Source organism: Enterococcus lactis, from assembly GCF_015751045.1.
In the GTDB taxonomy this organism is placed as follows: Bacteria; Bacillota; Bacilli; order Lactobacillales; family Enterococcaceae; genus Enterococcus_B; species Enterococcus_B lactis.
In genome coordinates, this window is sequence record NZ_BNJW01000009.1 from 34652 (window position 1) to 54060 (window position 19409).

The window sequence follows — 19409 nt, forward strand, 5'->3', positions numbered from 1 at the left end:
GTTTGAAAAAAGTGAAAAAAAGTGTCTTACTTAAGAAGAAAGTGAGGGATATAGATGGATATTTTAGCGGCAATCGATTCATTTAAAGGAAGTGCTTCTTCATTTGAATTAAATCAGGCAGTTCTAAATGGCTGGGAAGACCGTAAAGGAAGAAAAATCAATGTGCCGATTGCAGATGGCGGAGAAAATACTGCAGAAGCAATCTATTACGCGCTCGGGGGAACCTGGCGTACGATTGATGGGATGGATCTCTTATTTCGTCAGCGAAAAATCACTTATTTATTGACGAACTGGCAAGGAAAAAATACCGCAGTCATTGAATCTGCACAAGTATTAGGATTAGATTTACTTGATAAACCAACGGATCAAACCATCCGACTTGCTTCTAGTTATGCCTTGGGAGAGCTTATCAAAGATGCACTGCTTCAAGAAGTGGAACAAATCATTGTCACTTTAGGAGGAAGCGGATGTAGCGATGGTGGTCTAGGATTACTCCAATCCTTGGGTGCTTCTTTAGAAGGGTACACAGAAGGAAATCCTTTGTTATCTACTAGAAAACTTCATTTGGATCGAAGGAACGTTCTTGTTTCTAAAGCAAAAGTGATCATCGCTGCAGATGTGACCAACCCATATACAGGTCAACAAGGAGCTGCTTGGCAATTTGGAAGACAAAAAGGAGGAACGGATACGACGTTAGCTTTCTTGGATAAACAAGCAGAAAAGATTGCTCAGCAGATAAAAGATGTTTGGGAGGTGGATTTAGATGACATCCCAGGAAGCGGAGCAGCAGGCGGTATTGGCGGAGCCCTTTTTTTGTTAGGAGCGAAGATGGTCTCTGGTTTTGAGTTGGTCAGCCAAATCACTGGATTAGAAAAACAGATCGAACAAGCAGATGTCATCATTACAGGAGAAGGGCGGATTGATCAGCAAACAATCCACGGAAAAGTTCCATATGGCGTAGCAGTGCTTGCAAAAAAATATCGAAAACCAATAATCGCTATTTGCGGAAGTAGGGACCAAGAGTTGGAAGGACTCTCTGATTTTCTCCCTATTGTCTTAAGCATTCAATTAGGACCAATCGATTTAGAGGAAGCAATGGAACACAGGCAAACATTAGAAAAAACAAAAATCTTAGGACAGACACTCAGCAGATTTTTCACCATCCTCCCGAAGTAGTTGACAAAATCAATTTCTTTATGCTATCGTAATTTCAAATATAGGACAAAGTGAGGGATCCGTGCATTGAAAAATTAAGTCGATTGATGAAAGCTGCATTCAGACTGTACCTTGTGGAGACAAGGGAGCAGTGTGCAGATTTTCAGGATTGGCTTGGTTCTTTCGATGTATGGGTCTTTTTGTGTGCACCAAACCCTTGCATCCTCTTTAGCCAGTTCTGAAAATAGGACTGGTCTTTTTTTACGAGGTGATGGAATAATGTCTAAAATCGAAATAAAAAATCTGACATTCGGCTATGACAGCCAAGGCACATTATTATTTGAACAAGCCAATCTAAACTTTGACACCCAATGGAAACTAGGACTTATCGGACGAAACGGTCGAGGAAAGACAACTTTACTGAATATCCTGCAAAACAAACTCCCTTACCAAGGGCAAGTGATCCATCAGCAAGCGTTTGTCTATTTCCCGCAGCAAACAAAAGATAAAGAGCGTTTGACCTATTATGTGTTAAATGAGATTACGGATTTTGAGATATGGGAAATTGAAAGAGAGCTCCAACTGATGCAAACAGATCCTGAAATCTTATGGAGAGAATTCAGCACACTATCAGGAGGAGAGAAGACAAAAGTCCTACTGGCACTCTTATTTGTGGATGACACTCATTTCCCGTTAATCGATGAACCAACGAATCATTTGGATATCTCTGGCAGAAAACAAGTAGCGGCTTATTTGAAAAAGAAAAAACAAGGATTCATCGTGGTGAGTCATGATCGGGGATTTATCGATGAAGTAGTGGACCATGTTTTAGTAATCGAAAAGAGCCAACTGGAACTTTATCAAGGGAATTTCTCTATCTATGAAGAACAGAAAAAACTTCGTGATGAATTTGAAATAGCTAAAAATGAAAAATTGAAAAAAGAAGTCAGCAGGCTAAAGAAAACAGCGGCAGAAAAAGCAGAATGGTCTCGTTCCCGTGAAGGAGACAAAACAAAGAAAAAAGTCGGATTCATCGATACGGAATCTAGGCGAGTGAATAAAGGAGCAGTAGGCGCTGATGCTGCACGGACGATGAAACGATCTAAAGCAATCGTGAATCGGATGGAAACCCAGATCAGTGAGAAAGAAAAATTATTAAAAGATATCGAGTATATCGATGCTTTGACGATGAATAGTCAAGTGTCTCATCATAAACGGCTGTTAAGCGTAGAAAATCTTCAATTAGGGTATGAAAATCTGTTATTCGAGCCAGTTCACTTTACGATCGAACCTCATCAGCGGGTGGCAATTTCAGGTCCTAACGGCGCGGGAAAGTCATCCATTATCCATTATCTTCTGGGAACATTCAGCGGCAAGGTTGTAGGAGAAAAATCCCAGCCCAAACATTTGACCATTAGTTACGTACGCCAAAATTATGAAGACAATCGAGGGACGTTGGCGGAATTCGCGGAGAAAAACCGAGTAGACTACCAAGCATTTTTGAATAATCTCCGAAAGCTTGGGATGGAAAGAGATGTTTTTCATAACAAAATCGAACAGATGAGTATGGGGCAACGGAAAAAAGTGGAATTGGCTAAATCTTTATCACAACCAGCTGAGCTATATATATGGGATGAACCATTGAATTATTTGGATGTCTTCAATCAAGAACAATTAGAACAACTGATTTTGAACGTGAAACCTGCTATGTTACTAGTGGAACATGATCAAACCTTTCTAGATAAAGTATCTACTGAGATTATTTCTCTTGAGAAAATCTAAACCTTGTAATCTCAAAGACAACAAGGTATGGTTAAGGAGAACTTTGTCAACGAAGGAGAGAATCACATGCTTTATGTAACGAGACACGGAGAAACAACTTGGAACGCACAAGGATTAGTTTGCGGGCGGGCAGATGTGCCGCTGACTGAAAAAGGACAGATGCAGGCACAGGCACTAGCAGAAAAGGTAGTAGATTTGCCTGTTCCAATTACGAAAATCATCCATTCCCCTCTTCAACGAGCAAGAGATACAGCACAAGCAGTAGCTGAACGTCTCAATTTGCCGATGACCGCTGATGAGCGATTGGTAGAAATGGATTTTGGGGATTATGACGGACTGCCAAGCAAAGATGAAAACTTTCAAAAAGCGCGTTTAGCGTTTGCTGTACGTTTCCCAAATGGAGAGTCGGTCTTAGATGTGTACGCACGAATCGTTCCTTTATTGAAAGAATGCATGGAAGACGAAGAAAATGTCTACTTGTTAGTCTGTCATAATGCCTTGATAAGAGTGATCAATGCTTATTTTCATCCAATGCCTAATGAAGGGTTCTTTACATTCATGGTAGACAATACAGAATTAATTTCTTATGAGTAATTAGACTTTTGTGTTATTTAAATAAAATGTTTCAAGGCACTGCTTTTTCTTAGCAGTGCCTTTTTTGTGGCTGTGTCAATTCTTTTGGCAATATAAATCCAATTTTTAGAAATAAAATTTAATTATTTTAACAAAAGTATTGAAATTTTGTTTCTTTAGATATATACTCTAGTCATAGAAATGAATACGGATACAGAAAAAGAGGGATAATATGTTTGGCTTTTCAATATTTATGAATGATCCTTTGTCAGAAGAGAAGAAACAGTATATCCGCCAAATGGCATCCAATGGCTTTGTCGGTATTTTCACTTCCATGCATATACCAGAAGATGATGTTTCGGCTTATCAAAATCGATTGATCGAACTAGGAAGCGAAGCGAAAAAGAATAAACTAGAGTTGATGGTCGATATTTCAGGAGAAGCATTGAAACGAGCTGGCTTTTCATTAGAAGATCTAACACCCTTGAAAGCAATTGGTGTAACAGGGTTAAGAATGGATTATCATATTTCTAATCAGCAGATCGCCGACTGGTCACATCAATTGAAAATCAGTTTGAATGCCAGCACGATCACGCCTAAAGATATCGATGAGTTGAAAGAAGCAGCGGCTGATTTCTCACAGATCGAAGCTTGGCATAATTATTATCCACGTCCTGAAACAGGGCTGGACAAAGAATGGTATCAGGAAAAAAATCAATGGCTCAAAACTCAAGGATTCCTTGTCCAAGGCTTTGTACCAGGAGATACAGAGTTGAGAGGTCCACTGTATCAAGGATTACCGACTTTGGAAGAACATCGAGGGATCCATCCTCTAGCAGGCGCTCTTGATCTATTAGCAAGTAACACGGATATTGTTTATATCGGAGATGCAGGTCTGTCAGAACACGTTCAGGAGCAATTTGCTTCTTTCCAAAAAGAACAGACAGTCTTGCTGCATACGGAATCTGTAGATGAAGATTTTTACGAATATATATTAGGAAAACATACGAATCGGCAAGATGATGCAAGAGATGTCATACGAAGCGCAGATGCTCGTTTTCGAGAGATTCCGCCAATCCCTGTAAGAAATACAGCTAAGCGTATGAAAGGATCTATTACTTTAGATAACGAAAAGTATTTGCGCTATATGGGCGAGATCCAATTAACTAAATATGATTTGCCAGCGGATGAAAAAGTGAATGTAGTAGCCAAAGTCATCAAAGAAGAACTACCGCTGATCAACCAAATCAAAGCTGGTATGAACTATCAATTTATAAGAAAAGAAGGAAGATAAAAAATGAGCAAAATCAATTTAGAGAACCTAACAACGGAACGCAGAAACCAAGAAACTTTTGGATTAGATGAAATGAGTATTTCTCAAGCAGTCCAACTAATGAACAAAGAAGATCAGAAAGTGGCCGCTGCTGTTGAAAAAGAACTGACAAGTATCGAGCCAGTGATCGCCAACACGATTGAATCCTTTAAAAAAGGTGGTCGCTTGATTTATATGGGAGCTGGAACGAGTGGTAGACTTGGTGTATTAGATGCTGCTGAATGTGTACCGACATTCGGTGTAGAACCGGAAATGGTCATAGGTCTAATTGCTGGTGGAGAAGAAGCAATGACTGTAGCCGTCGAAGGAGCCGAAGATTCTTATGAATTAGGGCAAGAAGATCTAATCAAGCTGAATTTAACAAAAAATGATATAGTTATTGGTATCGCAGCTAGCGGTCGTACACCATATGTGATTGGTGGATTAGATTACGCAAAATCGATTGGTGCTGTTACAGGAACGATTTCTTGCAATAAACAAGCAGAAATCAGCAAGCATGCGGATTTCCCAATTGAAGTCGATGCAGGACCAGAATTTTTGACAGGCTCTACTCGATTGAAGTCAGGAACAGCACAAAAACTGATTTTGAATATGATTTCTACTATCAGTATGATCGGTATCGGTAAAGTATTCAATAACTTGATGGTCGACGTCAAACCAACAAATGAAAAACTAATCGAACGCTCAAAACGAATCATCATGCAAGCGACAGAAGCTGACTACGAAACAGCTGAAAAGTACTTTGAAGAAGCAGATCAAAATGTCAAACTGGCTATCGTCATGATTTTGACAAATAGTGATAAAGAGGCAGCTCAAGCAAAATTAGCTGAAGCAAACGGTTTTGTAAAAGGAACCTTATGAGGGGGAAAAGACCATGGCAAAAAACGAATTGACTTTGGAAGAACTGGCAAAACAAATTTATCAAGGAGCAGGCGGTATGGGCAATGTTGAAAGCATTGTCCACTGCATGACTCGTGTACGTATGAAGGTCATCAATGATGATCTTGTAAATATCTCGGAATTAAAAGCGATTCCAGGAGTACTTGGCGTAGTAGAGGATGAACAGCTCCAAGTCATCATCGGACCTGGGAAAGTGAACAAAGTAGCGCAGGAAATGGTTGACTTAGCAGGCGTGAAATTAGGAGAAAAACTTCCTTCTGCTAGTGCATCTACAGCAAGTTCTTCTGCATCTGGAAAAGACCGTGTAAACGAACGGGCACAAGAAATGAAAGCGGCACAAAAATCGAAACAAAAACCCTCTAAGATCAAATCGGTATTAAAAGACATCTCTAATATCTTTGTACCAATGATCCCTGCATTTGTCGGTACTGGGATCGTGGCAGGGATTGCCGCAGTTTTAGCAAACTTAGTCACAGCTGGAACACTAGACGCAGGAACATGGCAACAATATATCGATGTGATGAACATCTTGAAAAACGGGATGTTTAGCTATCTAGTTATCTATACAGGTATCAATGCTGCACAAGTTTTTGGTGCAACGCCAACGCTTGGTGGAGTTATGGGGGCCGTTGTGATGCTGACAGGGATGAATCCGGAAGCACCACTGAAAAACTTGTTTACCGATGAAGCTCTTGCCGCTGGACAAGGCGGGATCTTAGGTGTTATCTTCGCAGTTTGGTTATTGTCAATCGTTGAGAAAAAACTGCATAAAGTAGTACCTGATGCGGTAGATATCATCGTTACGCCAACTCTTTCACTGATTGCCATCGGTCTGATCGAAATTTTCTTCATTATGCCTTTAGCAGGGTTCATTTCTGACGGCATGGTCGGTGGGATCAACTGGGTACTTGGTGTTGGAGGAGCATTTGCCGGCTTCGTTCTAGGTACATTATTCTTGCCAATGGTCATGTTCGGACTACATCAGATTTTGACGCCAATCCATGTACAAATGATTGATGAAACTGGTCGTACCTTATTGCTTCCAATTCTTGCGATGGCCGGAGCAGGACAAGTGGGTGCAGCATTGGCATTATGGATCCGCTGCAAAAAAGACAAAGAATTAACAGAAATGATCAAAGGGGCTTTACCAGTCGGAATCTTAGGAATCGGCGAACCATTGATTTACGGAGTAACATTACCTCTAGGACGTCCATTTATTACTGCTTGTATCGGTGGAGGTATCGGTGGGGCAGTGATCGGAATGATCGGAAATGTCGGAGCAATCGCTATTGGACCTTCAGGAGCCGCTTTGATCCCATTGATCTCTGACGGTAAATGGTTAGGCTATATCCTTGGTTTATTGGCCGCTTACGCTGGTGGATTCGTTGCTACATTCTTCTTCGGTATTCCTAAAGACCGTTTAGAAAAAGAAGAACTAGCGACCGAAACAGCCACAGTAAATGAAGTGCCTGAAAAAGCAGTACCTCAAGCTTCAGCTGAAAGTGTGACTATCCTCTCATCAGTCGCTGACGGAACAGTTGTTTCTTTAGATAAAGCAAGTGATCCAGTTTTTGCACAAAAAATGATGGGTGAAGGTTACTTTGTAGAACCAGAAAACGGACATATCTATTCTCCGGTTACTGGAGTAATAAGTTCTGTTTTCCCAACAAAACACGCTATCGGCATTACGACACCAAATGGCTTAGAAATCTTGCTTCACATGGGCATCAACACAGTTGACTTAGGCGGTACGCCATTCGATGTGAAAGTAACAGAAGGACAGCAAGTGACACCTGATACGCTTGTAGCAGAAGCTGACCTAGAAGCAATCAAAGCAGCAGACAAAGAAACCTCCATGATCGTCTTGGTAACCAATATGGATCGTGTAAAAAACTTTGTCTTGGAAAAAACAGGTAAAGCGAAAGCAAAAGCACCTGTGATGGATGTCAAAGCTTAATAAGATACTTCTGGAAAAAACGTTTATTCGGAAAAAGGGATTGTGACACTTTTTTGTCGCAGCCCTTTTTTTATTTGTTCCAGTTTTTTTATTTTTTAGAAAATGTAGTTCAAGTTAACGCTTCCTTTTAGGGTAAAATTATAGATGTGTCAAAATAAAAATAATTAGGAGATAGCTGTATGAAAAAAATTTTTTCCTATGTCTAGTCACTATCATGCCAGTTATATTGTCCCCAGTAACCATTTTTAGCCAAACAGTCACAGTCAATGCATCAGAAATATCAAGTAATGAAAAAGAAGGAATCAGTACTCTATCAATAACAAGTCCAGTTTTTGACACTGATTATGATAATATTCCAGCTGATATGTTGAATGAGACAGTTCAACCAAGAATTTTAGGTAAAGTTACCGTATTTGTAGCTGGTATAGTAGTAGGCTATATTGTTGATGGAATAATTATTTATAGGACTGGGCAACACCAGTATCACAACATATTGCAAATGCGATGAATGCTGCTAGAATATGGTATAATAATAAATTTACTTCTAACTTATCGACGGTATGCTATGCTAATGGTGGAATATTTTGAGGTAATGGAAGACCTTTTTCAGCACAAATTTAGACGGAGATAATTAATGATGAAAAACAAATGGCAATTAGTAATTGTTTTTATTATGGGTGTATGTATAGGGCTTTTATTGAGATCGTTTCTATAAAAATAAAGAATAATAAAAAATATACAAGTAGTAGCTAAAAATTTTAATAAGCTGAACACTAAAAAATGTATCGAGGTGTCCAGCTTATTCTTTTGTGTTATTTATTTTTTTCTGCCAAAATTTGATAAACGCGTGTCACATCAGATGGTGTTCCCCGTAATTCATAATCTGCCAAGAAAGGAAAGCCGAATCTTTGTGCGTATTGTTTGGCTGTCAGACAATATTGATTGTTGAAGTTTTTATTACCGCTACCGACTACACCAAGGCAAAGTTTGTGATTGTCTTCGTATTCCAGATATTCGCGCATCATTTCGGTCAAGATTTCTGTGTCACCGTTGTCTAACCCATTCCCACCGTCTAAATAAGTAGGAACGAAAGTAAAAAATGGTTCTGTTTCTTTCGTAAAATCACTATTTTCATGGATTTCTTTTAAAGTAACTTCAGGATTGACAGGATCTTCTGCATGCATTTTTTCAGCATATTCTGCTAGATGTTTGGCAAAAGCACGCGTATTTCCTGAAATCGATATATATAAAATGTTCATGGATCATCCCCCAATTCTTTCCCTTTAGTATAGCATCTTTTTAAGTTTTTTGGTGGTGTAATTTGGAAAGGGACTAGGCGCTTTGCTTGTATAATGAGAAAAAAGTCGGTAGAATTATATTTCTATTAAAGTTTTTATTAATTAAGTAAAAATAAAAAAGGTTTGTTATACTTTTTTATAAAAGCGGTTTTACTTTGGAGGATGCTTACATGGATACAGAGCAACAGAAAAAAGGAATTGGTTTGATTCCACTTGCTGCCTTAGTGATTGGTTCAGCGATTGGAGGTGGCGTATTTGGTATTATGACGGACATCTCCGGATCGGCTGGCGGCCCAGCTATTTTCAGCTGGGTACTCGTAGGAACAGCAATGTTGATGCTCTCCTTATCGATCAATAATATCAATAAAAAACGTCCAGATTTAAAAGGCGGGATCTTTAGTTACGCAGAAGAAGGTTTTGGCCGTTTCGCTGGTTTTATCAGCGGTTGGGGTTACTGGCTCACATGCTGGTTAGGAAACGTGGCGTTCGCAACATTGTTAATGAGTGCATTAGGTTATTTCTTCCCCGTATTCGAAGGTGGTCAAAATGTGGCATCGATCGTGATGAGTACGATCTTCTTATGGGGATATGCATGGCTAGTGAATCGGGGAGTTGAAAATGCTAGCTTTGTCAATGCTATCGTCACGTTTTGTAAATTAGTGCCATTATTTTTATTTATTGTAGTAGCTATCAGCACCTTTTCGATCCAACAATTCATTAATAACTTTTCTAGCGATATCATATTGAATGCGAATGGGCAGCCGATCCCGTTTTCTAGTCAAGTATTGAGCTGCATCATGGTGATGCTCTGGGTATTCGTTGGTATTGAAGGAGCTTCTGTCGTAGGCTCACGAGCAAAAAAACAATCGGATGTTGGGAAAGCAACGATTCTAGGGATATTCGGTTTGATCATTATTTACGTCTTGGTTTCCATGCTTCCATATGGCACAATGACGATGAATCAGCTGCAAACGATCAAAGCGCAACCTGCTATGGGATATGTATTTGAAATGATGGTTGGTAAATGGGGGGCGGTCGTGATCAACGGTGGTTTGATCATTTCTTTAGTTGGGGTTTGGCTCTCATGGACGATCTTGCCGATTGAAACAATGGGGAATATGGCTGAGGACGGACTTTTGCCTAAAGCATGGGGAAAACTCAACAAAAATGGTGCACCAACTTATGCTATCGTATTGACGACGTTATGTACGAATGTCTTTTTACTTTCATTATTATTCACTGACAGTGCGTATAACTTTGCTTATACACTTGGTACAGCAGCGATTTTCTTCACGTGGCTTTTCTTAGGACTGTACCAAATGAAGCTTTCTTATCAGCGAAAAGAATGGGTCCAATTTTTAGTAGGGCTTTTAGCAAGTGCTTTTCAAGTATGGGCCATGCTAGTCGTAGCCTTTAATGAAGTGATGCTTGTTCTTGTTCTTTTCTTACCAGGCATTTATTTTTACCTCAAAGCACGTAAAGAGCAAAACGAACCTGTACAACATATCCACTTAGATAAGATTTTACTTATCGGTGTGACGATGGTCGGAGTAATCGCAATGGTTTTATTTGCCACTGGGATGCTTCACGTATAGAAGTATAAAGAGAGGCTGTGAAGCCTGTCGTTTATTCAAAAAAGAAGCGGTGACAACATTCGTGTCACTGCTTCTTTTTCCGAATAAAGGGTGTTCAAGAAGTAGCTTCTTCTAAAAATAAGCCGAAATTTCTTGAAACTGACCACTTCTGTCACAACCTTTTTTTTAATGAACCATCATACATTTTTTCGCTTGAATACGAGGTATCCCAATGCTAAGAACAAAGCAATGTAAGCTAAATTGCCAAACAGCATTTGATTAGTAGAAAGATGAGTCAATTGCTTCATGATCTCTTCGTTGCCAATTTGGTTTTGCAGATTCAGCATACTGATTGGATTCCATTTGATCCACTCCCATTTTTGAATGAGTGCGATGAGGATACCAGATATGATTGATGAAGCAAAATAAAAGACGATTCCTGCTGAGATGGAGGCACCGGAACTATTGATAAAACAAGCAATCATCAACACTAAACTTAAAATCAGCCATAAACCGATATAACTACCCAAAGTATAAGTGCACAAGCTTTGGATTAGTGTCTGACCAGTAGAAATCTTCTCCGTAAAGGAAATCGAAGGGAAAAGGATCAGTTTCATCAACACGGTGATAATAATAGCTAAAAGGTATAAATAAATAGAATAAATAACTAATGTGATCCATTTGCTTACTAATATTTCTCCTCGAGAATACTTTCGATAAAGGAGATTTTTCAATGTACCATATTGTGATTCCATTGAAATGATCGTACTTGCAGCAGCAATCATGATAAAGACGATCCAAGATGTGGCACTGAAAAGCTGAGCAGTCATTTCAACTGGATCAATGATCGTCGTGTATTTTTTGGCTAGAAGTGCTGTTCCTATGAGCAAAGCGACTAATAGAACAGATAAAACAGCAGACGACTTTTTCTTGATCAATTTAAATAATTCTTGTTTTACAAGCAATGTCATTTTTCTTCTTCCCCCTTTACTGAATCCAGAATTTCCAATAGGGAAGATTCCAAATCATTCGTCAGATGCTGGACATCTGTCACATGGATATTTTCTGCAGACAATAACTGGATCACAGTTCCTAATAATTCTTCGTTTTCTTTTAGAAGCTTGATTTTATCAGGATCTTCCAAGGGATATCCAGCGTCTGTCAAGATCGTTCGAGCAGCTTGATCATTTGTTGTAGAGATAACGATGAAATCTTGCGCTGTTTGGTTCAATTCAGTCATTGTACATTGTTTGATGATCTTTCCTTGATTGATCAGGATCAGCTCATCGACCATTTTTTCAAGCTCGCTGAGTAAGTGACTGGAGATCAAGAAAGAGGTGCCCTGAGTAGCCAAGTCGGTAATAATTTTTCGCACATCTCTTGTTGCTTGTGGATCCAAACCGTTCATCGGCTCATCTAAAATAACGATAGACGGATGATTCAGTAAGGCAAGAGCAATTCCCAATTTTTGTTTCATTCCCAACGAGTAGGATTTCGCTTTTTTGTGAATGTACTTTTCCATCTTGAGCTGATTCACGATAGTGTCGATAGCAGATACATCGTTTGTTTCAGAGAATAACTTCAGATGAGCATAACCTGTTAAGAATGGATAGATACCCGGATATTCGATCAATGCTCCTACTTGTTCTAATCCTTTATGACTAGAGGGAGAAATCTCATTTTCACCAATACGGATCGTTCCTTCCGAGTAATGGATCAGTCCTAAAATAGCTTTCATAATCGTTGTTTTTCCAGCGCCATTAGGACCTACTAATCCAACGATTTTGCCAGGAGATAAGCTAAAACTGACATCGCTGAGGGCTTGTTTGTGACCAAAGTTCTTGGATAATTCTTGGACCGAAAGACTTTTCAAAAATATTCACTCCTTTTCTATAGATAGTACAAGCATACACCTGATGAGTAGAGAAGTCGCTAGGTCATTAGTCTTATTTTCTTGTTTTTTCATCGAAAGAGGAATATCAAATAAAAAGCCCCGTTTTTTCTGATCAGTCCTTGTCTGCTTGTCTAAGTATCTAGTGACCGCTAGTAATCTTGATGCCAAGGATGCTGATGAGCAGCAACCCGACAAAGAACCAAGTGGAAAGATTCAGCTTATCATGAAACAAGACCACACCAATAATGACCGAACCAACTGCGCCAATCCCTGTCCAAATAGGATAAGAGAGACTCATCGGCAAACTTTTGATTGCCTTTGACAAAAAGTAAAAACTAGCAATCATGCCAATCACTGTGTAGAAAGAATAATTGACTTTGGAAAAACCATCACTCCATTTCATCATCGTTGACCAGAATACTTCCAAAAGCCCTGCTATGATTAATTCCATCCATGCCATACTTACATTCCTCCTTAACTATAAAAAAATACACAAAAAGAGGAAAATCATCCCTTCAAAGACCTAATGGAATGATCATCCTCTTTATCCTACCCGGTGGCAGTTCGTATATCTTTTTCTGTAGTATAGCACACTTATCCAGATATCGGCAATCTGATTCTTCTTAGTAAGGTGTATCAAGCATTGACGGATACAGCATAGAACTAATCTGTTATTTATAAATCATTTAAAAAAAACGGTAGCTGTTCCTTATTTTTATTTATTATCAAGCATTAGATTGAAAAAAGCTTTATCTTACAATAAGTAAGGTAAATTATATAATAAAAAAATAACGAAAAATATTTAAAAATAGTGTCTATTTCGTGAGAAAACAGCTATATTTTTTATGTGTTTTGCATTATAATTAAAAAAATATTGTCATTTTATGGAGGAAAATACATGGAAAATTATCTTAGCCTTTTAGGCGTATTGATCGTTATTCTCGGGTTCGCATTTAAATTAGACTCGATATTGATCGTAATGGTTGCTTTAGTTGTGACAGCTTTGACTGGCGGTCTTGGCATTCAAGGAATGTTAGAACTTTTAGGCACAAGTTTTGTGAACAATCGTGGGATGGCGATTTTCATCATCATTATGTTGGCGACAGGAACACTTGAAAGAAATGGTCTGAAAGAATCAGCGGCTTCCTTGATCAAGCGATTCAAGAAAGTATCTGCTGGCATGATCGTAGATATTTATGGGATCTTTCGAATGATCTTTGCAGCTTTTAACGTGAGTTTTGGTGGAGTTGCTGGATTTGTTCGTCCGATCATTCTACCTATGGCATTGGGGACCATCGAATCAAAAGGGTTAGAAGTCCATCCGAAGCATGAAGAAGAACTAAAAGGGATGGCTTCAGCTATGGAAAATGTCTGCTGGTTCTTTGGACAAGTACTGTTCATCGGAGGAGCAGGGGCATTGCTAGTCCAATCCACATTGAAAGATCTAGGATATGACGTAACATTGGGACAGCTTGCTTTAGTGGAAGTTCCAGTGGCCATCACAGCCTTAGTCGTTGCAAGTGTCTACTTCTATCTTAAAGAAAAGAAGCTAGCGAAGAAATATTATTCAGGAAAGGGGCAATAAGATGGACTTTTTTACAAATCCTGATATTTTGTTAGGCGATAAATTATTGGAGATTCTTTATATCGTGATGGGACTTGTGTTGATTTACACTGGAGTAAGAAACTTAACAGATCAAACCAATCCTCATCGTTACGGCTCAGCCTTTTTCTGGACGGTTTTAGGGGTAGTTATTGCAGGAGGAAGATGGCTTCCGGCAATCGTGAACGGCGGCTTGATCTTTGCGATGACCATACCGGCGATTGCTAAGAGAGTCAGCAAAGGAGAAAGTCGGCTTCCATCAAAAGCATATATGGAAAAAATGTCAGACAAACTAGGAATGAAAATATTTATTCCAGCTTTGAGTATCGGTGTCTTTGCGATTTTGTTTGCTTTATTCACCAATTTAGGTGCTTTAGTCGGCGTGGGTGTCGGTGTTTTTGCGGCCATGCTGATCTTGATGTTCTTTTCTCGAGATAATCGCCCAAGCACATTTTTAGATGACGCAGCAGATATGCTGGGCACAGTAGGGCCGTTAAGTATGTTGCCAATGCTTTTAGCTTCTCTTGGTGCGGTATTTACAAGTGCCGGAGTTGGGACAGTGATTTCCAATGCCGTAGGTACGATCGTTCCAGAAGGAAATGTGAACATCGGTATCATCATTTACGCTCTTGGCATGGTGATATTTACGGTAATCATGGGGAATGCATTTGCGGCTATCACCGTGATGACGGTTGGTATTGGTGCACCATTCGTATTTAGCCATGGAGCGAATCCAGCATTAATAGGAATGGTCGCGTTGACTTGCGGTTTTTGCGGAACCTTGCTGACACCAATGGCTGCTAACTTCAATATCGTGCCAGTGGCGATGTTAGAAATGAAAGATAAATACGGTGTGATCAAAAATCAACTTTTCATTGCTTTGTTCATGCTTGTTTTCCAAATTGCTTACATGATTTTATTTAAATAAAAAAAGAGGTTGGGACAGAAGTGGTCAGCTTCAAGAAATAAGAAGGAATTGACGAAAATGGCTTCTCAAATTTTTTTGGCATTTCGGCTTATTTTTCGAAGAAGCTACTTCTGGAACACCATTTATTCAGAAAAGGAGGTGTGACACTAGTCACATCCCCTTTTTGTTTCTCTAATACTCAGGTCAGGGCGCTGATTTCACAACCTCTTTTTTTAGTTTCCTGCCAAGAATCAATTGAAAAAGAGCGTGGACTTTTTTCGATGATATAAGGATCATGGGTCACAACGATGACTGTTTTCCCCGCGCGATGCTGTTGGAATAGCAGATCCAAGATATGGTTACGGTTCTCGTTATCTAAAGAGCCAGTGGGTTCATCTGCTAGGATCAGTTCTTTGTCTTCTAGTAGGAGTTTGGCAAAAGCTAGGCGTTGCTTTTCTCCGCCAGAAAGACGATAAACTTTTGTTTTCAATGGATAGTCTAAGGAAACCTTGGCAAGAGCTTCTTGCTGCAGCTTGATTTTTTCTCTTCGTCTGGTCTTTCGATAGATGAAGGGGATGTTTAAATTGTCCATGATCGTTTCATCTTCAATCAATCCATGATTTTGGAAAAGATAGGAGATTTTATTTCTCCGTAGTAAAAGAGCTGCTTTGCTGTTGATTTTCGGCGCATTTTTTCCAAAGAGCGAGACCGTTCCTTCATCGAATGAATCAATGAGTCCCAAAAGATTCAATAGGGTGGATTTTCCTGCACCGCTTTTTCCGTGGATCGTCCAAAATTCTCCTTGATCGATCGACAAGGAGACAGCATCCAGGACAAGTTTTTGTTTGTAGGTTTTCGTTACATGATCTAATTGGATGAGAGACATCAGACTATCATTCTCCTTTTAATATAGTTGCTTTTTCTTTTCTTTCCAAACGGTGCAAGGTGAAGAAAATCATTCCTATCTCTAAGATAGAAAAAAGAATCAGACTTTGGAGCCAAGCAAAAGGCGCATCCATGAAAGTCGTATATAAAACCAATGCACCATATTGTATGAAAAACGGCAAGAAAATCATACGATAAGTTTTGATCATGGAAATACCATTCAATCGCCAAATCGTATATTTCTGCTTTTTGATCTTCAAAGAGATCAGCACGAGATAAGCAATCATCGTGATCAAAAGATAAAGAGCGAAGAGAATTTCCAGGCTACGTTGTTTGATTCCGCCAAGACCTCTTTGTAAATCTACTTTTTTGATTTCTGAAAGCGGAGTGAGGACTGGGTAGTTGTCCAATAAATAATTTTCTTCCAGTACCTTTTTGATCGGTTCGAATGTTTTCTCGACCGATTGAGTGATAGGAACTTTGACTGGGTCGAAATATCCACCACCAGTAATGATTTGCCGGAGGTTCCCCGCGCTGTTATTTCTTGTTTGGACTTCGATGACATTCGGATAGTGAATGATTTCTTCATCTGGATGGAATGTATGGATTTCTTGTTTGGACCGGATGAGATAAAAATCAGCTTGTGATTCATCCAGAAAGTAGCCATGCAAATAATGTTCTTTGATTTCTTGGAACTGGTTCTCCAATCTTTCCGGTACTAGAAAGACACGTTGTGTTTCCTCGGGAGAGATCGCTATTTTTTGTCCAGTTACGCTGATGATCGGGTATTTTTGCAAATAATTGACATTTACACAAATTTTGCGGTTGATTTCTTTTTCTTCCATAAAGTAACTGACTGTACCAATCAGTAGCATCCCGTTTTCTTCTAGATATTGATACAAGCGGTCTTGTTGGGCGCTTAATACATTGTTTTCGATACTGATGACTTCATGGTTGTTTTTCCCTGAATAGGTATTATAAAATACTGCATACTCAGAAAATTCATCCGGATACGTAGAAGGAAGAAGCGACAGATTGACCAGCTCTACAAGTGTAAGGACGCTTGCCAAGCACCAGACGAAGGCGATGGTCTTGAAGAAATAAAGTGAAAAAATAAAAGTTCTGGCATACGATTTCCTATTTAGATTCTCCACAAAAGAAGTGGTGCATAAGAAATAAACGACACCTAGCAAACTAATGATAGATACGGTAAAAAAAGCGAATTGGTGGAACATGTTCAAAAGGAAGATCGATGGATCAAAAATTAGCTGGACCAAACAACACGATCCGAACAGGAAAAGTAGATGTTTTATCAGTACTTTATACAAGATCGTCGCGCAAGAGAGTCCGTTCAATCGTAGGATCGACAACTTCCTTGCATTGTCGAATAGCCATAGAGCGGTGAATAACAGAAAGAAGATCAGACTGATAACAATCAGGTTTCTCACAGGGCGATGATCAAGCAATATGATGGTTTCTGGATAATCTGTATATTGAAAATCCTGCACCGTGAATGAAGGTTGATAGAGTTCATTATACTTAGTCGTCAAGCTTTCGATGAACGCGGATACCTGCTCTGTATTTTGACTCTCTACAAATTTCGTCGCTTCTTTAAAGGAAGGCAGCTCTATCAATGGATGATTGTTGAATGAAGCATAATTGATCGTATAGTGTTGGGTTGAGAGGTGTTTGGCTGAAGGATGATTCAGCAGCGTTCTCAAATCAGGCTCATTGGAAAAATAGTCGATCACGACTAAATCAACACTTGGGTCAGGCTTTCCGTTCGTGATTTTGGGTGTGAAATTTGTTTCACGAAAAAGTACGTTCAACTGTTCTTCTTCTGCCGTTTCGAGCAAAATGGACAGGTTTCTCGAAAAATTTTGTCGATCGTCTTGGATCGTTCGAGGTAGATCGAACGATTGGTATTGTTCAGGAAGTGAATAGCTATCGGCGATGATCCTTTCTTGTGTCGTTTCTCGGATATAAAAGAAAATCATAAATGAAAGGATAGAAAAAAAGACAAATAAATTCAACCGAATAAGTTTATTGTTCATGAAATGTGATCCTTTACTGTTAAAATAGGTAGCAACTTTTTAATGACGTCTGATGAAAACATCGGTGTGGTTACTTAGAAGTGGCTAATCACCAGCCGTAATACGCTAAGCCAGTGTATTTGCTGTTACCTGTTGCAGTAGCATAGGCATAGCGATTTGCCGGAGCGAAAACAGTACTTGACTTAGTTCCTACCACTGCTCGTGCATAGTAATCATAATGATTAAAATTTGACCAAGCTTGTTTGGTTCCCCATGCTACTCTCGGCCAACTATGCGTCCCGTATGTCCAATGTCCGCGGTGGATATGGACAGATCCTCTGCTTTCTAAAGGGGCATCCATTATGAGAGAGGGATCTGTCGTGCCAATCACTTTCCCGCTATCATCCAAAATGACCCCGCCTGATCGAGGCATTTGTTCGGTTATCCGTATTTCGTTTTTTGAGTCTGTGACTGTGTCAGCATGTACTTCTGCTTGCACCATGCTAGTGACGGTACTTCCTAAAAGAAGTCCTATTTTGCAAACTAATGTTATTTTTTCATTTCTTACTTCCTTTATTCGATAAATGGTATAGGTGTTATTTCATCAGACAATCTTTATTTTATAGTAAAATAATCCGCTTTCAAAGTAGTGGAACGCTATTTCTTTTATAAGAATATATTAAGTTTGCTCTGTTATGTTATTTAAACTCTTCTTTCCTTTATTTACGCTGTTCAAGGAAAATGGTAAGATAAAAGATAACCATATGTTAAATCAATCGGACGGAGGAACAACAGATGAAAGTACTAGTGACAGGTTTTGATCCATTTGGTGGGGACAAAGTGAATCCAGCCTATGAAGCAGTAAAGAAAATGCCAGATGAAATCAGCGGTGCTGAAATCATCAAAGTGGAAGTACCGACCGTATTCGAAAAAAGCAGTCAAGTAGTCAAAGAAGCCATCCAACAGCACCAACCAGATGTCGTGATCTGTGTCGGACAAGCAGGCGGACGGTCAGCAGTCTCGTTCGAACGTGTCGCAATCAATCTAGCAGAAGCAAGAATTCCTGATAATGAAGGAAATCAGCCATTCGATACGGCTTTAGAAGAAAACGGTCCAGCCGCTTACTTTACTTCATTGCCAATCAAAGCAATGACAAAAAATGTACAAGATCATGGTCTACCAGCGTACATCTCTTATACAGCAGGAACATTTGTCTGCAACGATATCATGTATCGTTTGCTTCATTTGATCGAAACGCAATTCCCTGCAATTCGCGGTGGGTTCATCCACGTACCATTCTCACCAGATCAAGTGATCGATCGTCCAGTGGGTACACCTTCTATGTCTCTGGAAGACATTGCTTCTTCTTTGACTTATGCAGTTGAAGCAGCAGTAGAAAATAAAGAAGATATTTCCGGGAATGCCGGAACAACTCACTAATTTAGCAAGAAACACTGGCTGGTTGCTATCGTTATGTTAGTAGCCAGCTTTTTGTAATTAGAAAGGAAAGAAATA

General features: G+C 39.4%; 18 protein-coding genes. 11 read left to right on the top strand and 7 right to left on the bottom strand.

Features of this window, described 5'->3' with window-relative positions; translation table 11 throughout:
- Nucleotides 1-54: 54 nt before the first annotated feature.
- From KFO35_RS06260 to KFO35_RS06290, 7 genes are all read left to right on the top strand, one after another.
- Nucleotides 55-1176 (top strand): glycerate kinase family protein, encoded by a 1122-nt coding sequence (locus tag KFO35_RS06260; RefSeq protein WP_070703736.1) that lies wholly within the window; start codon nucleotides 55-57, stop codon nucleotides 1174-1176.
- 258 nt (nucleotides 1177-1434) lie between these two features.
- Nucleotides 1435-2937, top strand: coding sequence for an ABC-F type ribosomal protection-like protein Eat(A) (gene eat(A) / locus KFO35_RS06265; protein ID WP_070703734.1), 1503 nt, complete (start codon nucleotides 1435-1437; stop codon nucleotides 2935-2937).
- 66 nt (nucleotides 2938-3003) lie between these two features.
- A complete protein-coding gene (locus KFO35_RS06270; RefSeq protein WP_086285811.1) occupies nucleotides 3004-3531 on the top strand; it encodes a histidine phosphatase family protein in 528 nt (175 codons plus the stop codon).
- Between the two features lie 211 nt (nucleotides 3532-3742).
- Nucleotides 3743-4804, top strand: coding sequence for a DUF871 domain-containing protein (locus KFO35_RS06275; protein ID WP_024636213.1), 1062 nt, complete (start codon nucleotides 3743-3745; stop codon nucleotides 4802-4804).
- Nucleotides 4805-4807: 3 nt separating this feature from the next.
- Nucleotides 4808-5704 carry an N-acetylmuramic acid 6-phosphate etherase gene (gene murQ / locus KFO35_RS06280; RefSeq protein ID WP_002306098.1) on the top strand — a complete coding sequence of 299 codons (897 nt, stop codon included), beginning with the start codon at nucleotides 4808-4810 and terminating at the stop codon, nucleotides 5702-5704.
- A gap of 13 nt (nucleotides 5705-5717) precedes the next feature.
- Nucleotides 5718-7700: a glucose PTS transporter subunit IIA gene (locus KFO35_RS06285; RefSeq protein WP_086285812.1), complete on the top strand. Its 1983-nt coding sequence runs from the start codon at nucleotides 5718-5720 to the stop codon at nucleotides 7698-7700.
- A gap of 214 nt (nucleotides 7701-7914) precedes the next feature.
- A complete protein-coding gene (locus tag KFO35_RS06290; RefSeq protein WP_070703728.1) occupies nucleotides 7915-8208 on the top strand; it encodes a hypothetical protein in 294 nt (97 codons plus the stop codon).
- Nucleotides 8209-8512: 304 nt separating this feature from the next.
- Here the strand turns inward: KFO35_RS06290 and nrdI are convergent, their stop codons facing one another.
- Nucleotides 8513-8959, bottom strand: coding sequence for a class Ib ribonucleoside-diphosphate reductase assembly flavoprotein NrdI (nrdI, locus tag KFO35_RS06295; RefSeq protein WP_070703726.1), 447 nt, complete (start codon nucleotides 8957-8959; stop codon nucleotides 8513-8515).
- A gap of 209 nt (nucleotides 8960-9168) precedes the next feature.
- On the opposite strand from nrdI, the gene KFO35_RS06300 reads away from it, so the two are divergent.
- A complete protein-coding gene (locus tag KFO35_RS06300) occupies nucleotides 9169-10593 on the top strand; it encodes a basic amino acid/polyamine antiporter (protein WP_002344501.1) in 1425 nt (474 codons plus the stop codon).
- Nucleotides 10594-10769: 176 nt separating this feature from the next.
- On the opposite strand, the gene KFO35_RS06305 is transcribed toward KFO35_RS06300, so the two are convergent.
- The 3 genes from KFO35_RS06305 to KFO35_RS06315 form a co-directional block, all read right to left on the bottom strand.
- The gene (locus KFO35_RS06305; RefSeq protein ID WP_070703724.1) at nucleotides 10770-11543 is read right to left on the bottom strand and encodes a DUF2705 family protein; all 774 of its coding nucleotides are present in this window, start codon (nucleotides 11541-11543) and stop codon (nucleotides 10770-10772) included.
- On the bottom strand, nucleotides 11540-12445 hold the full coding sequence (locus KFO35_RS06310) for an ABC transporter ATP-binding protein (protein WP_070703722.1): 906 nt from the start codon (nucleotides 12443-12445) through the stop codon (nucleotides 11540-11542). The genes KFO35_RS06305 and KFO35_RS06310 overlap by 4 nt, the downstream gene beginning before the upstream one ends.
- A gap of 160 nt (nucleotides 12446-12605) precedes the next feature.
- Complete coding sequence (locus tag KFO35_RS06315; RefSeq protein ID WP_002344499.1) at nucleotides 12606-12926, bottom strand: DMT family transporter; 321 nt, start codon at nucleotides 12924-12926, stop codon at nucleotides 12606-12608.
- Nucleotides 12927-13364: 438 nt separating this feature from the next.
- Between KFO35_RS06315 and KFO35_RS06320 the strand changes: the two genes are divergently transcribed.
- Both KFO35_RS06320 and KFO35_RS06325 read left to right on the top strand, forming a co-directional pair.
- Nucleotides 13365-14051, top strand: coding sequence for a DUF969 domain-containing protein (locus KFO35_RS06320; RefSeq protein WP_002308360.1), 687 nt, complete (start codon nucleotides 13365-13367; stop codon nucleotides 14049-14051).
- A 1-nt stretch (nucleotide 14052) separates the two neighbouring features.
- Nucleotides 14053-14997: a DUF979 domain-containing protein gene (locus KFO35_RS06325; RefSeq protein WP_002308361.1), complete on the top strand. Its 945-nt coding sequence runs from the start codon at nucleotides 14053-14055 to the stop codon at nucleotides 14995-14997.
- A gap of 178 nt (nucleotides 14998-15175) precedes the next feature.
- Here KFO35_RS06325 and KFO35_RS06330 read toward each other — a convergent pair whose 3' ends face one another.
- From KFO35_RS06330 to KFO35_RS06340, 3 genes are all read right to left on the bottom strand, one after another.
- Complete coding sequence (locus tag KFO35_RS06330; protein ID WP_010732050.1) at nucleotides 15176-15862, bottom strand: putative bacteriocin export ABC transporter; 687 nt, start codon at nucleotides 15860-15862, stop codon at nucleotides 15176-15178.
- Between the two features lie 7 nt (nucleotides 15863-15869).
- Nucleotides 15870-17915, bottom strand: a complete 2046-nt coding sequence (locus KFO35_RS06335; protein WP_070703718.1) for a bacteriocin-associated protein — start codon at nucleotides 17913-17915, stop codon at nucleotides 15870-15872.
- Nucleotides 17916-18003: 88 nt separating this feature from the next.
- Nucleotides 18004-18396 carry a hypothetical protein gene (locus tag KFO35_RS06340; RefSeq protein ID WP_070703716.1) on the bottom strand — a complete coding sequence of 131 codons (393 nt, stop codon included), beginning with the start codon at nucleotides 18394-18396 and terminating at the stop codon, nucleotides 18004-18006.
- Nucleotides 18397-18689: 293 nt separating this feature from the next.
- Here KFO35_RS06340 and pcp point away from each other — a divergent pair, with 293 nt between their 5' ends.
- Entirely contained in the window at nucleotides 18690-19334 is a 645-nt protein-coding gene (gene pcp, locus KFO35_RS06345; protein ID WP_002287081.1) for a pyroglutamyl-peptidase I, read from the top strand.
- Nucleotides 19335-19409 lie beyond the last annotated feature (75 nt).

Bases quoted from the DNA above. Each gene is read 5' to 3' on its own strand.
- KFO35_RS06260 (WP_070703736.1), top strand. From the start codon at position 55: ATGGATATTTTAGCGGCAATCGATTCATTTAAAGGAAGTGCTTCTTCA.
- KFO35_RS06270 (WP_086285811.1), top strand. From the start codon at position 3,004: ATGCTTTATGTAACGAGACACGGAGAAACAACTTGGAACGCACAAGGA.
- KFO35_RS06275 (WP_024636213.1), top strand. From the start codon at position 3,743: ATGTTTGGCTTTTCAATATTTATGAATGATCCTTTGTCAGAAGAGAAG.
- murQ (WP_002306098.1), top strand. From the start codon at position 4,808: ATGAGCAAAATCAATTTAGAGAACCTAACAACGGAACGCAGAAACCAA.
- KFO35_RS06285 (WP_086285812.1), top strand. From the start codon at position 5,718: ATGGCAAAAAACGAATTGACTTTGGAAGAACTGGCAAAACAAATTTAT.
- KFO35_RS06290 (WP_070703728.1), top strand. From the start codon at position 7,915: ATGCCAGTTATATTGTCCCCAGTAACCATTTTTAGCCAAACAGTCACA.
- nrdI (WP_070703726.1), bottom strand. From the start codon at position 8,959: ATGAACATTTTATATATATCGATTTCAGGAAATACGCGTGCTTTTGCC.
- KFO35_RS06300 (WP_002344501.1), top strand. From the start codon at position 9,169: ATGGATACAGAGCAACAGAAAAAAGGAATTGGTTTGATTCCACTTGCT.
- KFO35_RS06305 (WP_070703724.1), bottom strand. From the start codon at position 11,543: ATGACATTGCTTGTAAAACAAGAATTATTTAAATTGATCAAGAAAAAG.
- KFO35_RS06315 (WP_002344499.1), bottom strand. From the start codon at position 12,926: ATGGCATGGATGGAATTAATCATAGCAGGGCTTTTGGAAGTATTCTGG.
- KFO35_RS06320 (WP_002308360.1), top strand. From the start codon at position 13,365: ATGGAAAATTATCTTAGCCTTTTAGGCGTATTGATCGTTATTCTCGGG.
- KFO35_RS06325 (WP_002308361.1), top strand. From the start codon at position 14,053: ATGGACTTTTTTACAAATCCTGATATTTTGTTAGGCGATAAATTATTG.
- KFO35_RS06330 (WP_010732050.1), bottom strand. From the start codon at position 15,862: ATGTCTCTCATCCAATTAGATCATGTAACGAAAACCTACAAACAAAAA.
- KFO35_RS06335 (WP_070703718.1), bottom strand. From the start codon at position 17,915: ATGAACAATAAACTTATTCGGTTGAATTTATTTGTCTTTTTTTCTATC.
- KFO35_RS06340 (WP_070703716.1), bottom strand. From the start codon at position 18,396: ATGGTGCAAGCAGAAGTACATGCTGACACAGTCACAGACTCAAAAAAC.
- pcp (WP_002287081.1), top strand. From the start codon at position 18,690: ATGAAAGTACTAGTGACAGGTTTTGATCCATTTGGTGGGGACAAAGTG.